The organism is Rhodococcus rhodochrous, assembly GCF_014854695.1.
GTDB lineage: Bacteria > Actinomycetota > Actinomycetes > Mycobacteriales > Mycobacteriaceae > Rhodococcus.
This window is the reverse complement of record NZ_CP027557.1, coordinates 3,981,134-3,998,444: the sequence shown is the minus strand read 5'-3', so window position 1 is coordinate 3,998,444 and position 17,311 is coordinate 3,981,134. Positions and strand designations below refer to the sequence as shown.

At 69.0% G+C, this 17,311-nt stretch carries 14 protein-coding genes; 13 read left to right on the top strand and 1 reads right to left on the bottom strand.

Annotated elements, in window-relative coordinates; all coding sequences use genetic code 11:
* Position 1 precedes the first annotated feature (1 nt).
* The gene (locus tag C6Y44_RS18310) at positions 2-1,987 is read left to right on the top strand and encodes a mycofactocin system FadH/OYE family oxidoreductase 2 (RefSeq protein ID WP_159417791.1); all 1,986 of its coding nucleotides are present in this window, start codon (positions 2-4) and stop codon (positions 1,985-1,987) included.
* Here the strand turns inward: C6Y44_RS18310 and C6Y44_RS18305 are convergent.
* The gene (locus tag C6Y44_RS18305) at positions 1,962-2,945 is read right to left on the bottom strand and encodes a GNAT family N-acetyltransferase (RefSeq protein WP_159417792.1); all 984 of its coding nucleotides are present in this window, start codon (positions 2,943-2,945) and stop codon (positions 1,962-1,964) included. The two genes, C6Y44_RS18310 and C6Y44_RS18305, sit on opposite strands and share 26 nt — an antisense overlap.
* A gap of 96 nt (positions 2,946-3,041) precedes the next feature.
* Between C6Y44_RS18305 and mftE the strand changes: the two genes are divergently transcribed.
* The 12 genes from mftE to C6Y44_RS18245 all read left to right on the top strand — a co-directional run bounded on the left by mftE (position 3,042) and on the right by C6Y44_RS18245 (position 17,143).
* The gene (mftE, locus tag C6Y44_RS18300; RefSeq protein WP_120279979.1) at positions 3,042-3,725 is read left to right on the top strand and encodes a mycofactocin biosynthesis peptidyl-dipeptidase MftE; all 684 of its coding nucleotides are present in this window, start codon (positions 3,042-3,044) and stop codon (positions 3,723-3,725) included.
* Positions 3,722-5,155, top strand: coding sequence for a mycofactocin biosynthesis glycosyltransferase MftF (gene mftF, locus C6Y44_RS18295; protein WP_159417793.1), 1,434 nt, complete (start codon positions 3,722-3,724; stop codon positions 5,153-5,155). The genes mftE and mftF overlap by 4 nt, the downstream gene beginning before the upstream one ends.
* Before the next feature lies 1 nt (position 5,156).
* Positions 5,157-6,617: a mycofactocin dehydrogenase MftG gene (gene mftG, locus C6Y44_RS18290; protein ID WP_159417794.1), complete on the top strand. Its 1,461-nt coding sequence runs from the start codon at positions 5,157-5,159 to the stop codon at positions 6,615-6,617.
* Between the two features lie 36 nt (positions 6,618-6,653).
* A complete protein-coding gene (locus C6Y44_RS18285) occupies positions 6,654-7,952 on the top strand; it encodes a GAF domain-containing protein (protein WP_120279976.1) in 1,299 nt (432 codons plus the stop codon).
* Positions 7,953-8,018: 66 nt separating this feature from the next.
* The gene (gene adh, locus C6Y44_RS18280) at positions 8,019-9,542 is read left to right on the top strand and encodes an aldehyde dehydrogenase (protein ID WP_059383407.1); all 1,524 of its coding nucleotides are present in this window, start codon (positions 8,019-8,021) and stop codon (positions 9,540-9,542) included.
* 93 nt (positions 9,543-9,635) lie between these two features.
* Positions 9,636-10,160 (top strand): DUF779 domain-containing protein, encoded by a 525-nt coding sequence (locus tag C6Y44_RS18275; protein WP_159417795.1) that lies wholly within the window; start codon positions 9,636-9,638, stop codon positions 10,158-10,160.
* A 133-nt stretch (positions 10,161-10,293) separates the two neighbouring features.
* Positions 10,294-10,842, top strand: coding sequence for a hypothetical protein (locus C6Y44_RS18270; protein ID WP_159417796.1), 549 nt, complete (start codon positions 10,294-10,296; stop codon positions 10,840-10,842).
* A gap of 146 nt (positions 10,843-10,988) precedes the next feature.
* Positions 10,989-12,389: an MFS transporter gene (locus C6Y44_RS18265; protein WP_159417797.1), complete on the top strand. Its 1,401-nt coding sequence runs from the start codon at positions 10,989-10,991 to the stop codon at positions 12,387-12,389.
* A gap of 141 nt (positions 12,390-12,530) precedes the next feature.
* The gene (locus C6Y44_RS18260; protein ID WP_159417798.1) at positions 12,531-14,198 is read left to right on the top strand and encodes an AMP-binding protein; all 1,668 of its coding nucleotides are present in this window, start codon (positions 12,531-12,533) and stop codon (positions 14,196-14,198) included.
* A gap of 146 nt (positions 14,199-14,344) precedes the next feature.
* Positions 14,345-14,614, top strand: a complete 270-nt coding sequence (locus C6Y44_RS18255) for a GlsB/YeaQ/YmgE family stress response membrane protein (RefSeq protein WP_059383259.1) — start codon at positions 14,345-14,347, stop codon at positions 14,612-14,614.
* Between the two features lie 139 nt (positions 14,615-14,753).
* Positions 14,754-16,724 carry an acetoacetate--CoA ligase gene (locus C6Y44_RS18250; protein ID WP_159417799.1) on the top strand — a complete coding sequence of 657 codons (1,971 nt, stop codon included), beginning with the start codon at positions 14,754-14,756 and terminating at the stop codon, positions 16,722-16,724.
* A gap of 65 nt (positions 16,725-16,789) precedes the next feature.
* The gene (locus C6Y44_RS18245) at positions 16,790-17,143 is read left to right on the top strand and encodes a hypothetical protein (RefSeq protein WP_016696138.1); all 354 of its coding nucleotides are present in this window, start codon (positions 16,790-16,792) and stop codon (positions 17,141-17,143) included.
* Positions 17,144-17,311: the final 168 nt, after the last annotated feature.

The following is a 17,311-nucleotide window of genomic DNA, read 5'->3' as shown; positions in this document are numbered from 1 at the left end:
CGTGACGCGCACGGGGGCCGGCACCGTTCCGCACGCGTCGTTGCGGATCGGTCCGGTCACCCTGCGCAACCGCATCGTCTTCCCGGCGCACCTGACCAACTTCTCGGTCGACGGCACCGTCACCGACCGGCACATCGCGTACTACGAAGCCAGAGCACGCGGTGGCGCGTCGATGATCGTCACCGAGGAGCACACCGTGCACCCCTCGGACCGGCCCTACGAGAAGCTGATCCGGGGCTGGGACCAGGACGTCCTCGCCGGTTACCGACGCCTCACCGACGCCGTGCACCGGTACGGCACGCGGATCCTCGCGCAGCTCAACCACAACGGCGCGCAGGGGACCTCGATGTACACGGGGCAACCGTTGTGGGCACCGAGCCCCGAACCCGACCCGCTCTTCCGCGAGGTCCCGCGCGCGATGACGGAATCCGACATCACCGAACTCGTCGCGGGCTACGCCGACGTCGCCCGCCGCTGCGCCGAGGGCGGCCTCGACGGTGTCGAGATCCAGTGCTCCCAGGCATCCGTCCTGCGCGCTTTTCTCGCACCCGCGACGAACCGTCGCACCGACCGCTACGGCGGGGATCTCGCCGGGCGGGCCCGTCTGCTGCTCGAGGTCGTGTCCGCCGTGAGGCTCGCCGTCGGGCGCGACCGCGTCGTGGGGGTGCGACTGACGGGTCACGACGGCACCGACGGCGGTGTCGGCATCGACGATGCCGTGCAGGTCGCGCGGATGCTCGAAGCGAGCGGCGACGTCGACTACCTCAACACGTCCGTGGGCGTCGCAACCGAGACGTTGCATCTGGTCGAAGCCCCGATGTCCACCCCGCACGGTTACTCGCTGTTCGTCCCCGACGCGATCCGGGCCGCAGTGTCGCTGCCCGTCGTCGGGGTCGGGCGCTTCACCCGACCCGAACAGGTCGGTGCCGCGCTCGCCGACGGAGTGTGCGATCTGGTCGGCGCCGTGCGCGCGCAGATCGCCGACCCGGAGTTCGCGAACAAGATCCTCTCCGGACGCGACGACGAGATACGGCCGTGCATCGGCTGCAATCAGGAGTGCATCGGCAGGGTCGGACTCAACCGTCCCATCGCATGCGCGGTCAATCCTCACGCCGGATACGAATCCGACGGCCCTGCCGAGGCTGCCGTACCGCAGCGGGTCGTCGTGGTCGGTGGCGGACCCGCCGGTCTCCGGACGGCGGCAACGGCTGCCGGACAGGGACATTCGGTCACTCTGTTCGAACGGAACCGGTGCACGGGTGGCCAGATCCGTGAGGCGGCCGCCGCGCCGCACCGTGCCGAACTGCTCGGCGCGGTGACGCACCTCGACGCCGAATGTCGCCGCAGGGAAGTGGACATCCGCACCGGTGTGACCGCCGATGCCGCGACGCTGCACGCGCTCGCGCCCGACGTCGTGGTCGTCGCGACGGGTGCGCGCCCACACCGGCCCGCCTGGGCGGGTTCGTCGGCGCGGGTGAGCGACGTGCGCGACGTGCTCACCGGTAGCGCCGCACCCTCCGGCCGCGTCCTCGTCGTCGACGATCTCGGTTTCCATCAGGCGACCTCGGTCGCCGAACTGTTGGCGGACCGCGGATGCGCGGTGACGGTGTGCACGCCGGGGATGCTCGTGGGTCAGGACCTCGGCCTGACGCTCGAGCTCGACGGCTGGTTGCGCCGTGCCCACGACAAGCGGATCGAACGACTCACCGGCGTCGCCGTCGGCGGTGTCGTGGACCTGCCGGACGGCGCCGAGGTCACCTTGGTCCACCACGCGACCGGCGAGCAGACGACGCTCACCGTGGACGCGGTCGTCGTCGCCACCCATCAGGAACCCGTCGACGAACTGTGGCGGGAACTCACCGTACCGGGCACGAGAGTGATCCGCGTGGGCGACGCGGTGACGCCACGCCGCCTGCACGCCGCGATCGTCGAGGGGGAGCGGGCCGCCAGGAACCTGGCTCCTACGTCTCCAGCCCGCGGCGCATGACGATCCGCGGCCAGCGGTCGAGGCCGTGTCTCCGTTCCTCCGCGCGGATCCGGGTGAGTGCGGGGGAGAGTGCATCGGCCGCGACCGTCCGGAAGCCGAGACGCGCGTAGTACGGGGCGTTCCACGGCACGTCGCGGTAGGTGGTCAGCGACAGCGATCCGAAACCGGCGTCCCGCGCCCACCCCGCGACGTGGTCGATCAGCATGCGACCGATCCCGCGACGCGCGTGATCGGGATGCACCGACACCTGCTCGATGTGGACGCCGTCGTCGACGATGTCGGCCGCCAGATACGCGACCGCTCGTCCGTGCTCGTCGAACCACGCCCAGCAGCGACCCGCGTCCCGGTGGGCGCGCAGTTCCTCGACGGACGGAGGATCGTCGTCGGCGACGAACGCCATTCCGATCTCGGCGAAGGGTTTGCCCGCAGCGCGTTCGATCTCCTGCAGCACCGGCAGGTCGTCGTCGGTCGCCAGACGGATCGGGGGCAGTTCCTTGCAGTAGTACATGGCGGTCGGTGATTCCGCGTAGAGCCCGAAGCGCTCGTTCATCGGTACGTACCCGGCCTTCGCGTACAACGCGATCGCCTCGGGTTGCTCGCTGCCCGTCTCGAGGATCATGCGACGGCGACCGGCATCGGTCGCCGTCCGCTCCAGCGCACCCAGCACCCGTTCGGCCACACCGCGACGCCGCATGCTCGCCCGCACGTACATTCGCTTGATCTCGGCATCACCGTCGCGCACCCCTCGATGCGAATGCTCCGGTGCACGCCAGCCGCCGATCCCGGCCGGAATCCCGTCGGCCACCGCCAGGAGGAACACCCCGCTCGGTGGCTCGAATTCGTGCGGCGACAGTTCGGTGTCGTCGGGTCCGCCGTACCTCCGCACGTATTCGAGCTGGACTTCGCCGATGAGGTCCTGCACGTCCGGGTCGTCCAGCGGACGAGGTTCGATCAGCACCGGGAAAGCGTACCGATCGGATCTCGGCGTCCGGCGGACCTACCGGGACCTCCGGGTTTCGTGCACGCCCGCGAAACCCTTAGCATCGGAGCGGTGATGCGGGAGCTCGCCGACGCCTGTTGGACGGACATCGAACCCGACCGGGTGACGGTGGCCGTCCCGATCGGTGCGCTCGAACAACACGGCCCACATCTTCCCCTCGACACCGACACCCGGATCGCGACTGCTGTCGCTGCCGAGCTGCCCGAGGTGGTCCTCGCCCCGCCGCTGCCCTACGGAGCGAGCGGGGAACACGAAGGTTTCGCCGGCACCGTCTCGATCGGAGCCGAGGTGACGAAGGCGCTGCTCGTCGAATACGGCAGGTCGGTGTGCCGGTGGGCGAAGCGGGTCGTCTTCGTCAACGGGCACGGCGGCAACGCCTATCCGCTGATCGAGGCGGTGAGTCTCCTGCGATACGAAGGCCGCGATGCTGCCTGGCTTCCGTGCGCGGTGCCCGGATCCGACGCCCATGCCGGTGTCACCGAGACGAGTCTGCTGCTGCACCTGGCACCCGGGACGGTCGACATGACACGGGCTGCGGTCGGGGCGACGGAACCGATCGGAGCACTGATGCCACGACTGCGCGAAGCCGGTATCGTCTCGGTGTCCGCGAACGGAGTGCTGGGAGACCCCACCGAGGCCACCGCAGAACTCGGCGCGCGCCTGTTCGCGAGTCTGGTCGAGCGGGCGAGTGCACAGGTCGCCCGGTGGCAGCCGGGAACGGAAGGAAGGCTTCGGTGAGTCGGGCTATCACTCCACAGGCGACGTCTCCGGAGGCGGCGCAGCCCCGGGCGACCCGGCTCCCCGACGGTTTCGGTGTGCGCATCGACGCACGGGTGCGCAGCTTCGCCGGAGGGCGTGTCCTCGTCGGAGGATCGCCCACGCGCATGCTCACACTCGCGCCCGCCGCCGTAGCGATGATCGACGAGGACTTCGTCGAGGTCGTCGACGCGCAGAGCGCCGCGGTCGCGCGCCGTCTGCTGGACTCGGGCATCGGGAACCCCCGGCCGACGAAGCTGCCGCCGAGTTCCGCCGTCACCGTCGTCGTCCCCGTCAAGGACAATCCTTCCGGCCTCGCCCGTCTGCTCGCCGCCGTCGAAGGGCACGAGGTCGTGGTCGTCGACGACGGTTCCGAGAAGCCGGTCGAGGCGCCGGAACGCGGTCGTGTCCGGGTGATCCGGCACGAGACCTCCCGTGGGCCCGCAGCGGCCCGGAACACCGGATTGCAGCAGGTGACAACGGAATTCGTCGCCTTCCTCGATTCCGATGTGGTACCACAACTCGGCTGGCTCGAACGATCGCTGGGGCACTTCACCGATCCCGCGGTCGCACTCGTCGCGCCGCGCATCGTGGCCCTCGAACCCGACAGCAGCGCGCTCGCGAAGTACGAGCACGCACGCTCGTCGCTCGACCTCGGCAGCCGGGAATCCGCCGTGGTCGCGGGTGGTCCTGTCTCGTACGTGCCGAGCGCGGCGCTGCTCGTCCGTCGCGACGCGCTCGTCGCCTGCGGTGGTTTCGACGAGGCGCTGCACGTGGCCGAGGACGTCGATCTGTGCCGGCGACTGCAGACCTCGGGGTGGCGGTTGCGGTACGAGCCCATCTCGCGGGTCGCGCACGACCATCGCACCCGCTTCCGGACGTGGTTGACGCGCAAGGCATTCTACGGAACCGGTGCGGCCCCGCTCGCCGAGCGGCATCCGGGTTCCGTCCCACCGATGGTGATGTCGATCTGGACGCTCCTCGCGTGCGTCGCGATCGCGAGCTTCACCCGCGTGGGGGTGATGGCAGCGGTGCTGACCCAGGTGGTCACCTTCGTGCGGTTGCGGCGGATGTTCTCCGAACTCGACCGGCCCGACCGCATCGCCGCGCTGCTCACGGCCCAGGGATTCGCCGGTGGTCTGTGGCAGGTGGCGTCGGCGGTGTGCCGGCACTACTGGCCGGTCACGGTCGTCGCAGCGGTGTTCTCCCGCAAGGTTCGTCGGGCCGTGCTGGCTTGCGCTGTGGCCGAAGGTATCTGGGACTGGAAGACGCACCGCGAGAGCGGCGGGCTCGATCCCGTCCGGTACCTGCTCTACAAGCGCCTCGACGACCTCGCGTACGGCGCGGGGTTGTGGAAGGGCGCGCTCGACGCCCGCGCGGCGGCCGCGCTCGTACCCGACATCCGGAAGTGACATGATCCCGGCGCACGCCGATGTGGTGATCGTCGGCGGTGGAAGCTGCGGCTGCGTTCTCGCCGCCGGGCTCAGCGACGATCCGGACCGCACCGTGCTGCTGCTCGAGGAGGGCGCGGCGTTCGGATCGGCGTCCGCTGTTCCACGCGAGATCTGTGACGCTGCCGTCCTCCCGGTGGGTCCGGAGAGCCCGTGGGCGGCGGACTTCCCCGCACGGTTGACCCCGGACGTCGAGGCGACCGTGACGCGGGGCCGGGGGCTCGGCGGTTCCGGCGCGGTCAACGGCGCCTACTTCGTGCGTGCGCGGCCGGACGACTTCGCGTCGTGGCCCGCCTCGTGGTCGTACGAGGAGGTGCTGCCGTACTTCCGGGCCGTCGAGACCGACGCGGATATCCCCGGCGACCTGCACGGAAGTTCCGGCCCGATACCGGTCGCCCGGGTGCCGCGCGAACGGATGCATCCGCTCTCGCGTGCCTTCGTCGACGCCGCCGAAGGTGCGGGATTCACACCGGTCGCCGACCTCAACGCTCCAGGACCCGACGGGGTGGGTGCGGTTCCGTCGAACGTGCGTGACGGCACGAGGGTGGGTCCGTTCCTCGCGTACCTCGCGCCCGTCCTGGACCGGCCGAATCCGACGGTCGCCGGCGGGGTGTCCGCGACCCGCATCGTGATGGCGGGCGGTCGCGCGGTGGGCGTCGAGATCGCCGGACCCGACGGACCACGCACGATCTCGGCCGGACACGTGATCGTCGCCGCGGGCGCGGTGAGGTCCCCCCAGCTGCTGATGCTCTCCGGCATCGGACCGGCCGACGAACTGCGCCGGCTCGGCATCGATCCGCTGCACGACCTTCCCGGGGTGGGCTGCGACTTCTCCGACCACCCGGAGTTCACCGTCCCCTACCGGTTCCGCCCGGGTCTCCCGTCGCACACGGTGCTGCTCGAGACGGTCCTGCACACCGAGAACCTCGAACTGCGCCCGTACACCGCGGCATTCGGTGCGGCGATCCCCGGCAGTGGTGTCGCCGATCCGGTGCTCGGCGTCGTCCTGACGCGCCCACGCAGTCGCGGACGCATCGTGCTCGACGAACGCGACCCGCGACGTCCACCTCTGCTCGACTATCGATACCTGACCGACGCGGCCGACCGGCGAGCTCTGGAAGAGGGTGTCCGGCTCGCCGCCGACCTCCTCGCCGCGACCACCGGCGTCGTCGAGGCCGGCAGCGTGGACGCGCGTGGTGGCAGGCTCGGAACGTCGCTGCACCTGTCCGGAACGTGCCGGATGGGCGACGACGAGCACGCCGTGGTCGACGAGTGGTGCCGCGTGCGCGGGATCGATGGGTTGAGCGTCGTCGACACCTCGGTGTTTCCGCAGGTCCCGAGCCGTGGACCGCACGCCACCGCGGTGATGCTCGCCCACCGGGTCGCCGCGACCGCGAGGGATGCCCTGCCGCACACGGTGTGATCCCGACTACAGTGTCGGGGGAGGAGGCGCCGGTACATGACGGATCGTGGAATCGCGACGACCAACCCGTGGGTGGCACTCGACCCGGGAGCGGACGTGGCCGCGCACGCACGTGCGGTGCTGCGCGCGCACGGCACATTCGTCTCCGCGCGCGGCAAGGATCGGCTCGACGGGGTGCGCTCGGTGGTCCGCGACTCGTGGAGCCGGAGCCTGCAACGCGGCATCGATCCCGACGTCGTCGAACAACCCGCACTGCTCTCCGGGCACGAACTCGAGGAGTACCGCGCCGGCCACCCCATGTCGCTGATCCGCCCGGTGGTGCGCAAGCTCCTCGTCGAGGACGCCGCCGACAGCGGACTGTTGGTCGCCGTCACCGACGGTCAGGGACGGCTGCTGTGGGTCGAGGGCGACCACGCCGCGCGCGACCGCGCCCTGTCGATGAGCTTCGTCGAAGGTGCCGACTGGAGCGAGGACCGCGTCGGCACGAACGCTCCGGGAACGGCTCTCGCCGTGGATCATTCGGTGCAGATCTTCGGCGCCGAGCATTTCAACCGCACGGTGCACGAATGGAGTTGTTCGGCCGCTCCCGTGCACGACCCCACCAGCGGCCGGGTCCTCGGTGCCATCGACATCACCGGTGGTCACCGCGTCGCCGCGCCCGAGGTCCTGCAACTCGTTCGCGCGACGGTCGCGGCGGCGGAGGCCGAACTGCGGTTGCATGCCCTGAGCGGCCGCCCGCTGTTCCCCTCGGCGACGCCGCGCATCGAGACGATCGGCGCCGGGCGGCCCGCCCTGCACCGCGGAGGCGAACGCGTCGGCCTGTCCCGTCGGCACGCCGAGATCCTGCTGATCCTCGCCGATCACCCCGAGGGCCTGAGCTCCGACCGGCTCGCGGTGCTGCTCGACGAGAACGAACTCGACTCGGTGACGATCCGCGCCGAGATGTCGCGCCTGCGCAAGGTGCTCGGGGCCGAACACCTCGGCTCGCGGCCCTACCGGCTGCTCACCACGCTCGACACCGATGTCGCGGACGTGCGTCGCGCACTCGACCGCGGCGACGTGGCCTCGGCGGTCCGCCTCTGTACCGGGGAGATCCTGCCCGGATCGATGGCGCCGGGCATCGAGGAGATCCGCGACGAACTCCGCTCGGGCGTGCGGGCGGCGCTGTTGCGCTGCGGCGAGGAGCATCTGCTCGCGCAATGGACCTCGTCCGTCCACGGCCGCGAGGACATCACCGCCTGGGCGGCCTACCGGGCATCGATCGATCCTCGGTCGCCCCGCTTCGCGCAGGTCGATGCCACATTGACCCGATTGGACAGGCAGCTCGCAACGTAGTTGCAACCCTCGCGTTCGTAGTGTTCCGGATCACATACCGACCGCTCGACGCTGCAGGAGATGCACATGACCGTGTACGCCCGTCCCGGTTCGCCCGACGCCCTCATGTCCTTCCGGTCCCGGTACGACAACTGGATCGGCGGCCAGTGGGTGCCTCCGGTGAAGGGGGAGTACTTCGAGAACGTCACCCCCGTCACCGGCCAGGTGTTCACCGAGGTCGCTCGCGGCACCGAGGAGGACATCGAACTCGCGCTCGACGCAGCCCACGCCGCCGCACCGGCCTGGGGGAAGACCTCGCCCGCCGAACGCGCGGTGATCCTCAACAAGATCGCCGACCGCATCGAGGAGAACCTCGAGTCGATCGCCCTCGCCGAGTCGTGGGACAACGGCAAGCCCATCCGCGAGACCCTCAACGCCGACATCCCGCTCGCGATCGACCACTTCCGCTACTTCGCGGGAGCCATTCGCGCGCAGGAGGGTTCGATCTCCGAGATCAACTCCGAGACGGTCGCCTACCACTTCCACGAGCCGCTCGGCGTCGTCGGCCAGATCATCCCGTGGAACTTCCCGATCCTCATGGCCGTGTGGAAGCTCGCGCCGGCCCTGGCCGCCGGCAACGCGGTGGTCCTCAAGCCCGCCGAGCAGACCCCGGCGTCCATCCTGCACCTGATCTCGATCATCGGCGACCTGCTGCCGCCCGGCGTGGTCAACATCGTCAACGGTTTCGGTGTGGAGGCGGGTAAGCCCCTCGCGTCGAGCCCGCGCATCCGCAAGATCGCGTTCACCGGTGAGACCACCACCGGCCGGCTGATCATGCAGTACGCCTCGCAGAACCTGATCCCGGTCACCCTCGAACTCGGTGGCAAGAGCCCGAACATCTTCTTCTCCGACGTGCTGTCGGCGAACGACGACTACCAGGACAAGGCGCTCGAAGGCTTCACGATGTTCGCCCTCAACCAGGGTGAGGTGTGCACGTGCCCGTCGCGTGCGCTGATCCAGCAGGACATCTTCGACGACTTCCTCTCGCTCGCCGCGGTCCGCACCAAGGCCGTCCGCCAGGGCGATCCGCTCGACACCGACACGATGATCGGCGCTCAGGCCTCGAACGACCAGCTCGAGAAGATCCTGTCGTACATCGAGATCGGCAAGAGCGAGGGTGCCAAGGTCATCACCGGTGGTGAGCGCGCCGATCTCGGCGGCGACCTCTCGGGCGGCTACTACGTGCAGCCGACGATCTTCCAGGGCGACAACAAGATGCGCATCTTCCAGGAGGAGATCTTCGGCCCGGTCGTGTCCGTGACGTCCTTCTCCGATTTCGACGACGCGATCTCGATCGCCAACGACACCCTCTACGGTCTCGGTGCCGGTGTGTGGTCCCGTGACGGTGGTGTCGCCTACCGTGCCGGTCGCGCCATTCAGGCCGGCCGGGTGTGGACGAACACCTACCACCAGTACCCCGCGCACGCGGCCTTCGGTGGTTACAAGCAGTCCGGCATCGGCCGCGAGAACCACCACATGATGCTCGACCACTACCAGCAGACGAAGAACCTCCTGGTGTCCTACGCTCCCAAGGCACAGGGCTTCTTCTGATCCGAACTTCGGCGCCTGTCACGTCCGCACGACGTGGCAGGCGCCGTTGCCATACGTTCGGAACATCGTGCACCCCAACGGAAAGGCAGGACTGTGACCGTCCCGCGAATCGTGGCGACCGTCGATGCCGTCGCCCTGCTGCGCCGCCTCGCGCAGCGCAACGGACCGCTCATGATGCACCAGTCCGGCGGATGCTGTGACGGCTCCGCGCCGATGTGTTATCCCGAGGGCGATTTCGTCGTCGGCGACCGCGACGTGCTCCTCGGAGTCCTCGACCTGCGTCTCGGGGCAGGGGAGACCCGCTCCGATCCGCCGGTCGGCGCCGACGCCGTGCCGGTGTGGATCTCCGGTTCGCAGTTCGAGGCGTGGAAGCACACCTGTCTCGTCCTCGACGTGGTGCCCGGGCGCGGCTCCGGGTTCAGTCTCGAAAGTCCGGAGGGGGTGCGTTTCCTCAGCAGGGGGCGCGCGTTCACTCCCGACGAACTGGCCCTCCTGGAAGCCGACCGGCCGCTCACCGGGCGGGACCGGGAGGCAGGAGTGGAGGCCGCCGTGTCCGATGTGCCCACCGTGGTCGCCGAGGCCGCCGATGCGTGCCCGGTGCCCGGCCTGTCCCCGTGATCCCCTCTGCGTGATCCCATCGGGAGGAGGGTGACTCACCTGCCGGTTGCCGGTGTGCGTCAGAATCGGGACGGAATCCGTCCGGATTCCGGACGACGACGTGGGCGCCCGGCGGGTGCGACGAGGAGTGGGCATGGCCTTCGCAGGCAACGTGGACGAACTGGCACTGCTGCAGACGGTGCGTCTGAAGAAGCAGGTCACGGCCGAGGTGATCGCCGCGCACCTCGGGGTGTCGGTGTCGGCCGGTCAGGCCGCGGTGGCCGCGCTCCTCGAGCAGGGCAAGGCGTCGGAGAACGACGGCGGCATCAGCCTCACCGACAAGGGCACCTCCGAGCTGAACGATCAGCTCGATGCCGAACGGGTTTCCATCGACGAGGATTCGATCTCGGAACTCTACGACCAGTTCCTCCCGCTCGACGAGGAGCTGAACACGCTTCTCGAGGACGCGGACGCCGACGGATTCGTCGACGGCCTCATCGGCCTCGACCGCCGGGCACAGAGTCTGTTCGACGACGTGTCGGCGTTCGTGCCGCGCCTGTCGCGCTACCAGGACCTGTTCGCCGAGGCCCTGGAGAAGATCAAGGGCGGCTCGCTGGCGTGGGCCACGGCCGCCAACATCGACTCCTACGCCTCCGTGTGGGGCGAGATGCGCCAGGAGATCGCGGGCGCCGCCGGCCGCTGACAACTTCGTTCGTTCGGCACACTATGTGATGCCGGTCACCCGCACCCCCCTTTCGGGGGTGGCGAGGGGGTGACCGGCATCACTACGTTTCGTTCATCCGCCGAGGCGATCACGCCCGCGGTTCGAACGGACAACGGAGGACTCACGTGACCAGTGTGTCGACCCCGGGGGCTGCCGAACCCCCCGTCGCCGGACCGGTGGGACGTTCGCGTCCCGATCCATCCACACCCCGCCACGCGGGACCCTCGAAGGAAGGGCCCGGTATCCGGCGCGTCGCCGTCGCCAGCTGCATGGGCACGACGATCGAGTTCTACGACTTCTTCATCTACGGCACCGCCGCAGCGCTCGTCTTCCCGACGGTCTTCTTCCCCGCACTCGGATCGACCGCGGGTACCGTCGCCTCCTTCGCGACCTTCGCCGTCGCCTTCATCGCCCGCCCCGTGGGCGCAATGCTGTTCGGGCACTTCGGCGACCGCATCGGACGCAAGAAGACGCTGATCTCCACGCTGCTGCTGATGGGTATCTCCACCCTGCTCATCGGCCTTCTACCCGGCGCCGAGACCATCGGTGTCGCCGCCCCGATCATCCTCGTGCTGTTGCGATTCGCCCAGGGCTTCGCAGTGGGCGGTGAGTGGGCCGGCGCGACCCTGCTCACCGCCGAATACGCGCCACCGGGCCAACGCGGTCTGTACGCGATGTTCCCGCAGCTCGGTCCCGCCATCGCCTTCGCCCTGTCGAGCGGCACCTTCCTGTTCACCGGTCTCGCCCTCGGCGACACCAACGACGCCTTCCTGAACTACGGTTGGCGGATCCCGTTCCTGCTCAGCATCGTTCTCGTCGGCATCGGCCTCTACATGCGCCTCGCCATCGAAGAGACTCCTGTCTTTCGTGCGGAGCAGGAAGCCCGCCGTAGTGCCCCGGCCGCCGAGGTCGAGGCCCCGCGCCGGCTGCCCTTCCTCGACGCGTTGCGCTACCAGGCCAAGGAGATCTTCCTCGCCGGCGGTGCGCTGGCCATCATGTTCGCCTTCTTCTACATGGGCACGGCCTACCTGACCAGCTACGCGACGTCCAAGCTGGGATTCGACCGGCCGTTCGTCCTGATGGTGGGCATCGCCTCGTCGCTCGTCTTCGGTCTCGCGATCGTGCTGTCCGCGCTGTATTCCGACCGCTTCGGTCGCAAGAAGGTCATCATGGTCTCGTGCGCCTTCTCCGTGGTCTGGGCACTGGTGTTGTTCCCGCTCCTCGACACCGGCTCACCGATCGCGTTCGTGCTCGGGATGATGATCACCCTCGCGATCTTCGGTATCGCCTACGGACCGTGCGGAGCACTGCTGCCCGAGATGTTCGCGACCCGCTACCGCTACACCGGTGCCGGTCTGGGCTACAACTTCGCCGGTGTCCTCGGCGGCGCCATCCCGCCGATGATCGCCGCACCGCTCGCCGCCTCCTACGGCGGTATCGCGATCGGGATCATGCTGGCCGCGATCGGCCTCGTGAGCCTGGTCTGCACCGCCGCGCTCGTGGAGACCCGCGACCGGGCTCTCTGATCCGCAGTAGGCGGATCCGTCGCGCACCGATCCACACCCGGTGGATCCGTTCCACCCCGATCCACCCCCGGTGGCGGTCGTCCGGCAGCAGCCCGACGACCGCCACCACAGCCGTATCCCCGTCTCGTGAAGGAGAATGCGATGTCCGGCCTCGACGTCGACCGTCTGCCCAGCTACGCCCAGGGTGCCTGGGACGTCCCGCTGCTCGGCGACACCATCGGCGACAACCTCGACCGCACCGCCGCCCGCTTCGGCGACCGTGAGGCGCTCGTCGATTCCGCCGCCGGAAAGCGCTGGAGCTACAGCGAATTCGTCGCGGACGTCGACACGCTCGCGCTCGGTATGCTGCGGGCGGGCATCACCAAGGGCGACCGCGTCGGCATCTGGGCACCCAACTGCTGGCAGTGGGTGCTCGTGCAGTACGCGACCGCGAAGATCGGAGCGATCCTCGTCAACATCAACCCCGCCTACCGCTCGCACGAGCTGCAGTACGTCCTCGAGCAGGCCGGTGTGCGGATGCTGGTGTCCGCCCCGACGTTCAAGACCTCCGACTACGCGCAGATGATCGAGACCGTGCGGCCCAACTGTCCCGACCTCGAGGACGTCGTCCTGCTCGACTCGCCGCGGTGGGACGAACTCGTCGACTCCGGCCGCGCCGCGCTCACCGAGGACCGGGCACCGCTCGACGCGGCCCAGGCCTCGTTGTCGCCCGACGATCCGATCAACATCCAGTACACCTCGGGCACCACCGGTTTCCCCAAGGGCGCCACCCTCAGTCACCACAACGTGCTCAACAACGGTTTCTTCGTCGGCGAGCTGTGCCACTACACCGAACGCGACCGGGTCTGCATCCCCGTCCCGCTGTACCACTGCTTCGGGATGACGATGGGCAATCTCGCGTGCACGAGTCACGGCGCGACCATCGTGCTGCCGGCGCCGGGCTTCGATCCCGCCGCGACGCTGAGCGCCGTCGCCGAGGAGAAGTGCACGTCGCTGTACGGCGTGCCGACGATGTTCATCGCCGAACTGGCCGACCCGGGATTCGACAACTACGACCTGTCGAGCCTGCGCACCGGCATCATGGCGGGATCACCGTGCCCGGTGGAGGTGATGAAGCAGGTCATCGACCGGATGGGCATGAGCGAGGTCTCCATCTGCTACGGCATGACCGAGACCTCCCCGGTCTCGACGCAGACCCGCAGCGACGACAGCATCGAGCGGCGCGTGAGCACCGTCGGTCGTGTCGGCCCGCATCTCGAGGTCAAGATCGTCGACCCCGTCACCGGACTGACGGTGCCGCGCGGCGAACCCGGCGAACTGTGCACCCGCGGTTACTCGGTGATGCTCGGCTACTGGGATCAGCCCGACAAGACCGCCGAGGCGATCGACGCGGCCCGATGGATGCACACCGGCGACATCGGCGTCATGGACGAGGACGGGTACGTCTCGGTGACGGGCCGGATCAAGGACATGGTCATCCGGGGTGGGGAGAACATCTACCCCCGCGAGATCGAGGAATTCCTCTACACCCACCCGGACATCCTCGACGCCCAGGTGGTCGGCGTGCCCGACACGAAGTACGGCGAGGAACTGATGGCGTGGATCCGGATGCGCGAAGGCGCGGAGCCGCTCGACGCCGAGTCGCTCCGGGCGTTCTGCACCGGGAAACTCGCCCACTACAAGATCCCGCGTTACGTGCACGTGGTCGACGAGTTCCCGATGACGGTGACCGGAAAGGTCCGCAAGGTGGAGATGCGCGAGCAGGCGATCGCGCTGCTCGCGGCGGCCGGAGCAGACGGGGGCCGGTGAGATCCCGGCCTGCCGGAGAAGGAAATTCACCCGGAAGGGACGTCGATTCGGCCTCCGCGTGCGCTGTTCATGATCGACACTGAGGAGGTACATGGTCGTCGAGGTTGCGCCGCCCGCAGGTGCGGCGCCGAACAGAGAGGCTCACCATGGGACAAATCATCGGCACCATCATCTTCGGCGCAGTCATCGGCATCCTCGCCCGGTTGGTGATCCCGGGTAAGCAGGCGATGGGCATGATCATCACGATCATCATCGGCATCATCGGCGCGCTGATCGGCTACTGGATCTGGGGGATGATCTCGTCCGAAGGCAACGAGGACACCTCCGGCATCGACTGGATCCGCTGGATCATCTCCATTGCCGTCGCGGTGGTTCTCACTCTCATCTACACCTCTGCGACGCGCGAGAGGAGATAGCCGAGAGCCCGTCGCGCGGGGCTCCGCCCGGACGACCGGGAGGTGGTGCACGGCGATCGGCCGTGCACCACCTCCTGTCGGGCCCGAGCGGGGCCTTCGGGCGTGTTCGGATACGGTCCCGGACCGGAGGTGAACTGTGGTGGAACCGCAATGGACGCCGACAGACGTCGATATCGAGCAGGCGAACGTCACCGGGTTCACCCGGTTCGTCGAGGAGAGACACGGACTCGACCTGCCCGACTACCGGGCGTTGTGGCAGTGGTCCGTCGACGAACCCGGTGATTTCTGGCAGGCCGTGTGGGACGCCTTCGACGTCGTCTCCCACACCGATCCCGGCCCGGCTCTGGCCGACGCCGCCATGCCCGGCGCCGTGTGGTTCCCGGGCGCGAGACTGAACTTCGCCGAGTACGTCTTCCGGGAGCGTCCCCCGGACGAGGCCGCCGTCGTCCATCTCGACGAGGAGGGACACCGGCGCGAGATCGGCTGGGCCGAACTCGAACGCCGCACGGCCGCGCTCGCCGCGACCCTCCGAGCGCACGGGGTGGGGGAGGGCGACCGTGTCGTCGGTTACCTACCGAACATCCCCGAAGCGATCGTCGCCCTGCTCGCCACGGCGAGCATCGGGGCCGTCTGGGCGGGTTGCGGACAGGACTACGCCGTGCCCGCGGCGATCGACCGTCTGGGCCGAATCGAACCGCGGGCACTCGTCACGGCGACCGGGTACCGCTACGCAGGACGGCGGCACGACCGCGTCGACGAGGTGAATCGCCTCCGCGCCGCGATGCCCGGCCTCGCCCTGACCGTCGTCGTGTCGGACGGCGGAACGTCCTTCGACACGGCCGGCGAGCCGCCATCGGACACGGCCGGACGGAACGGGACCGTCCTGGACTGGCAGGACGCCGTCTCCGGCGACGCCGACCTCGACCCCCTGCCCGTCGCTTTCGACCACCCGCTGTGGGTGGTCTTCTCCTCGGGCACCACCGGCCCGCCGAAGGGCCTCGTGCACGGCCACGGCGGTGTGCTGCTCGAGCACCTCAAGGCGTTGTCGCTGCACCTCGACCTCCGTCCCGGCGACCGCTTCCTCTGGTACACCAGCCCCAGCTGGATGATGTGGAACTTCCTGCTCTCGGGGCTGCTCGTGGGGTGCACCGTCGTCACCTACGACGGCGCCCCGTCCCATCCCGAGGTCGATCGCCTGTGGCGGATCGCGGCCGACGAGAACGTCACGGTACTCGGGACGAGCCCCGGATACGTGCTGGCCTGCATCAAGGCCGGTGTCGTTCCGCAGGACGACCACGATCTGTCGGCCCTCCGAGGCGTCGGAGTCACCGGGTCGACGCTGCCCGCCTCCTCGTCGTCGTGGCTGACGCACAACGCGGGGGATCACGTGCAGGTGATGTCCATCTCCGGCGGGACCGATGTCGTCACGGCCTTCGTCGGGGCCGTCCCCACCGTGCCGGTGTGGCCGGGGGAGATCTCGGTGCCCTGCCTCGGTGTGGCGGTCGACGCCTTCGACGAGGCGGGCCGACCGGTGCGCGGAGAGGTCGGCGAACTCGTCGTGACCGCTCCCATGCCGTCCATGCCGGTGCGGTTCTGGAACGACCCGGACGGTAGTCGTTACCGCGACTCCTATTTCTCCGTCTATCCGGGCGTGTGGCGGCACGGCGACTGGATCACGATCACCGAGCGCGGCACATTCGAGATGCACGGCCGGTCCGACTCCACGCTCAACCGTCACGGCGTGCGGATGGGCAGTGCCGACATCTACCAGGCCGTGGAGACCCTCCCCGAGATCGTCGAGTCGCTCGTGCTCGGCATCGAACGACCCGACGGCACGTACCGCATGCCGCTGTTCGTCGTCCTCGCCGAGGGCGCCACGCTCACCGACGACCTGAAGGAACGGATCCGTGCGGCCGTGCGCGAGCACGCCTCGCCCCGGCACGTGCCCGACGAGATCGTCGCCGCGCCCGGGGTGCCGCACACCCGCACCGGTAAGAAGCTCGAGGTTCCCCTCAAACGGATCCTGCAGGGAGCCGATCCCGCCAGGGCGGTGGACCGCACCGCGATCGACGACCCGGACCTGCTCGATTGGTACCGCAGCCAGGCGTGATCCCGGGCACTCGCTGAGTGTCGCCTTACTGGACAGCCCACGCCCGGAATGGTCGGATTGCGCCCATGGACATCGCCATCAAGATCTTCCTCATCCTGCACTTCATCGGCCTCGCGGGCATCATCGGTTCGTGGCTCGCGGTCATCAAGGAACCGCGCGTCGTCGCCGGCATGCTGCACGGCGCCATCCTGCAGGTCGTGACGGGTCTGGCCCTGGTCGGTCTCCGGGAGGCGCAGGACGTCGTCGAGGTGAACCACATGAAGATCGGCATCAAGCTGCTGGTCGCCCTCGCCGTGCTCGTCGTCGCGTTCATCGGCCTGAAGAAGGAGAAGCAGAATCCCGGCTCGACCGCGACCCTCGCCCATGTCGCCGGTGGTCTGGGCATTCTCAATGTGATCATCGCCGTAGCGTGGACGTGACCGTCGGCACTCGGTGACAGTCGGTCGGCGCCCGGGCGGGCACCCTGTAGATTGGGGCCGATGCGTATGTCATGGGCTCCGGTGATGACCGGCGGGTAACCTGCTTCGGGCGCCTCGGCCGACAGGCTGGGGATCCGTTGCTGCGTCCGGTCCTGCGGAGAGTTCTAC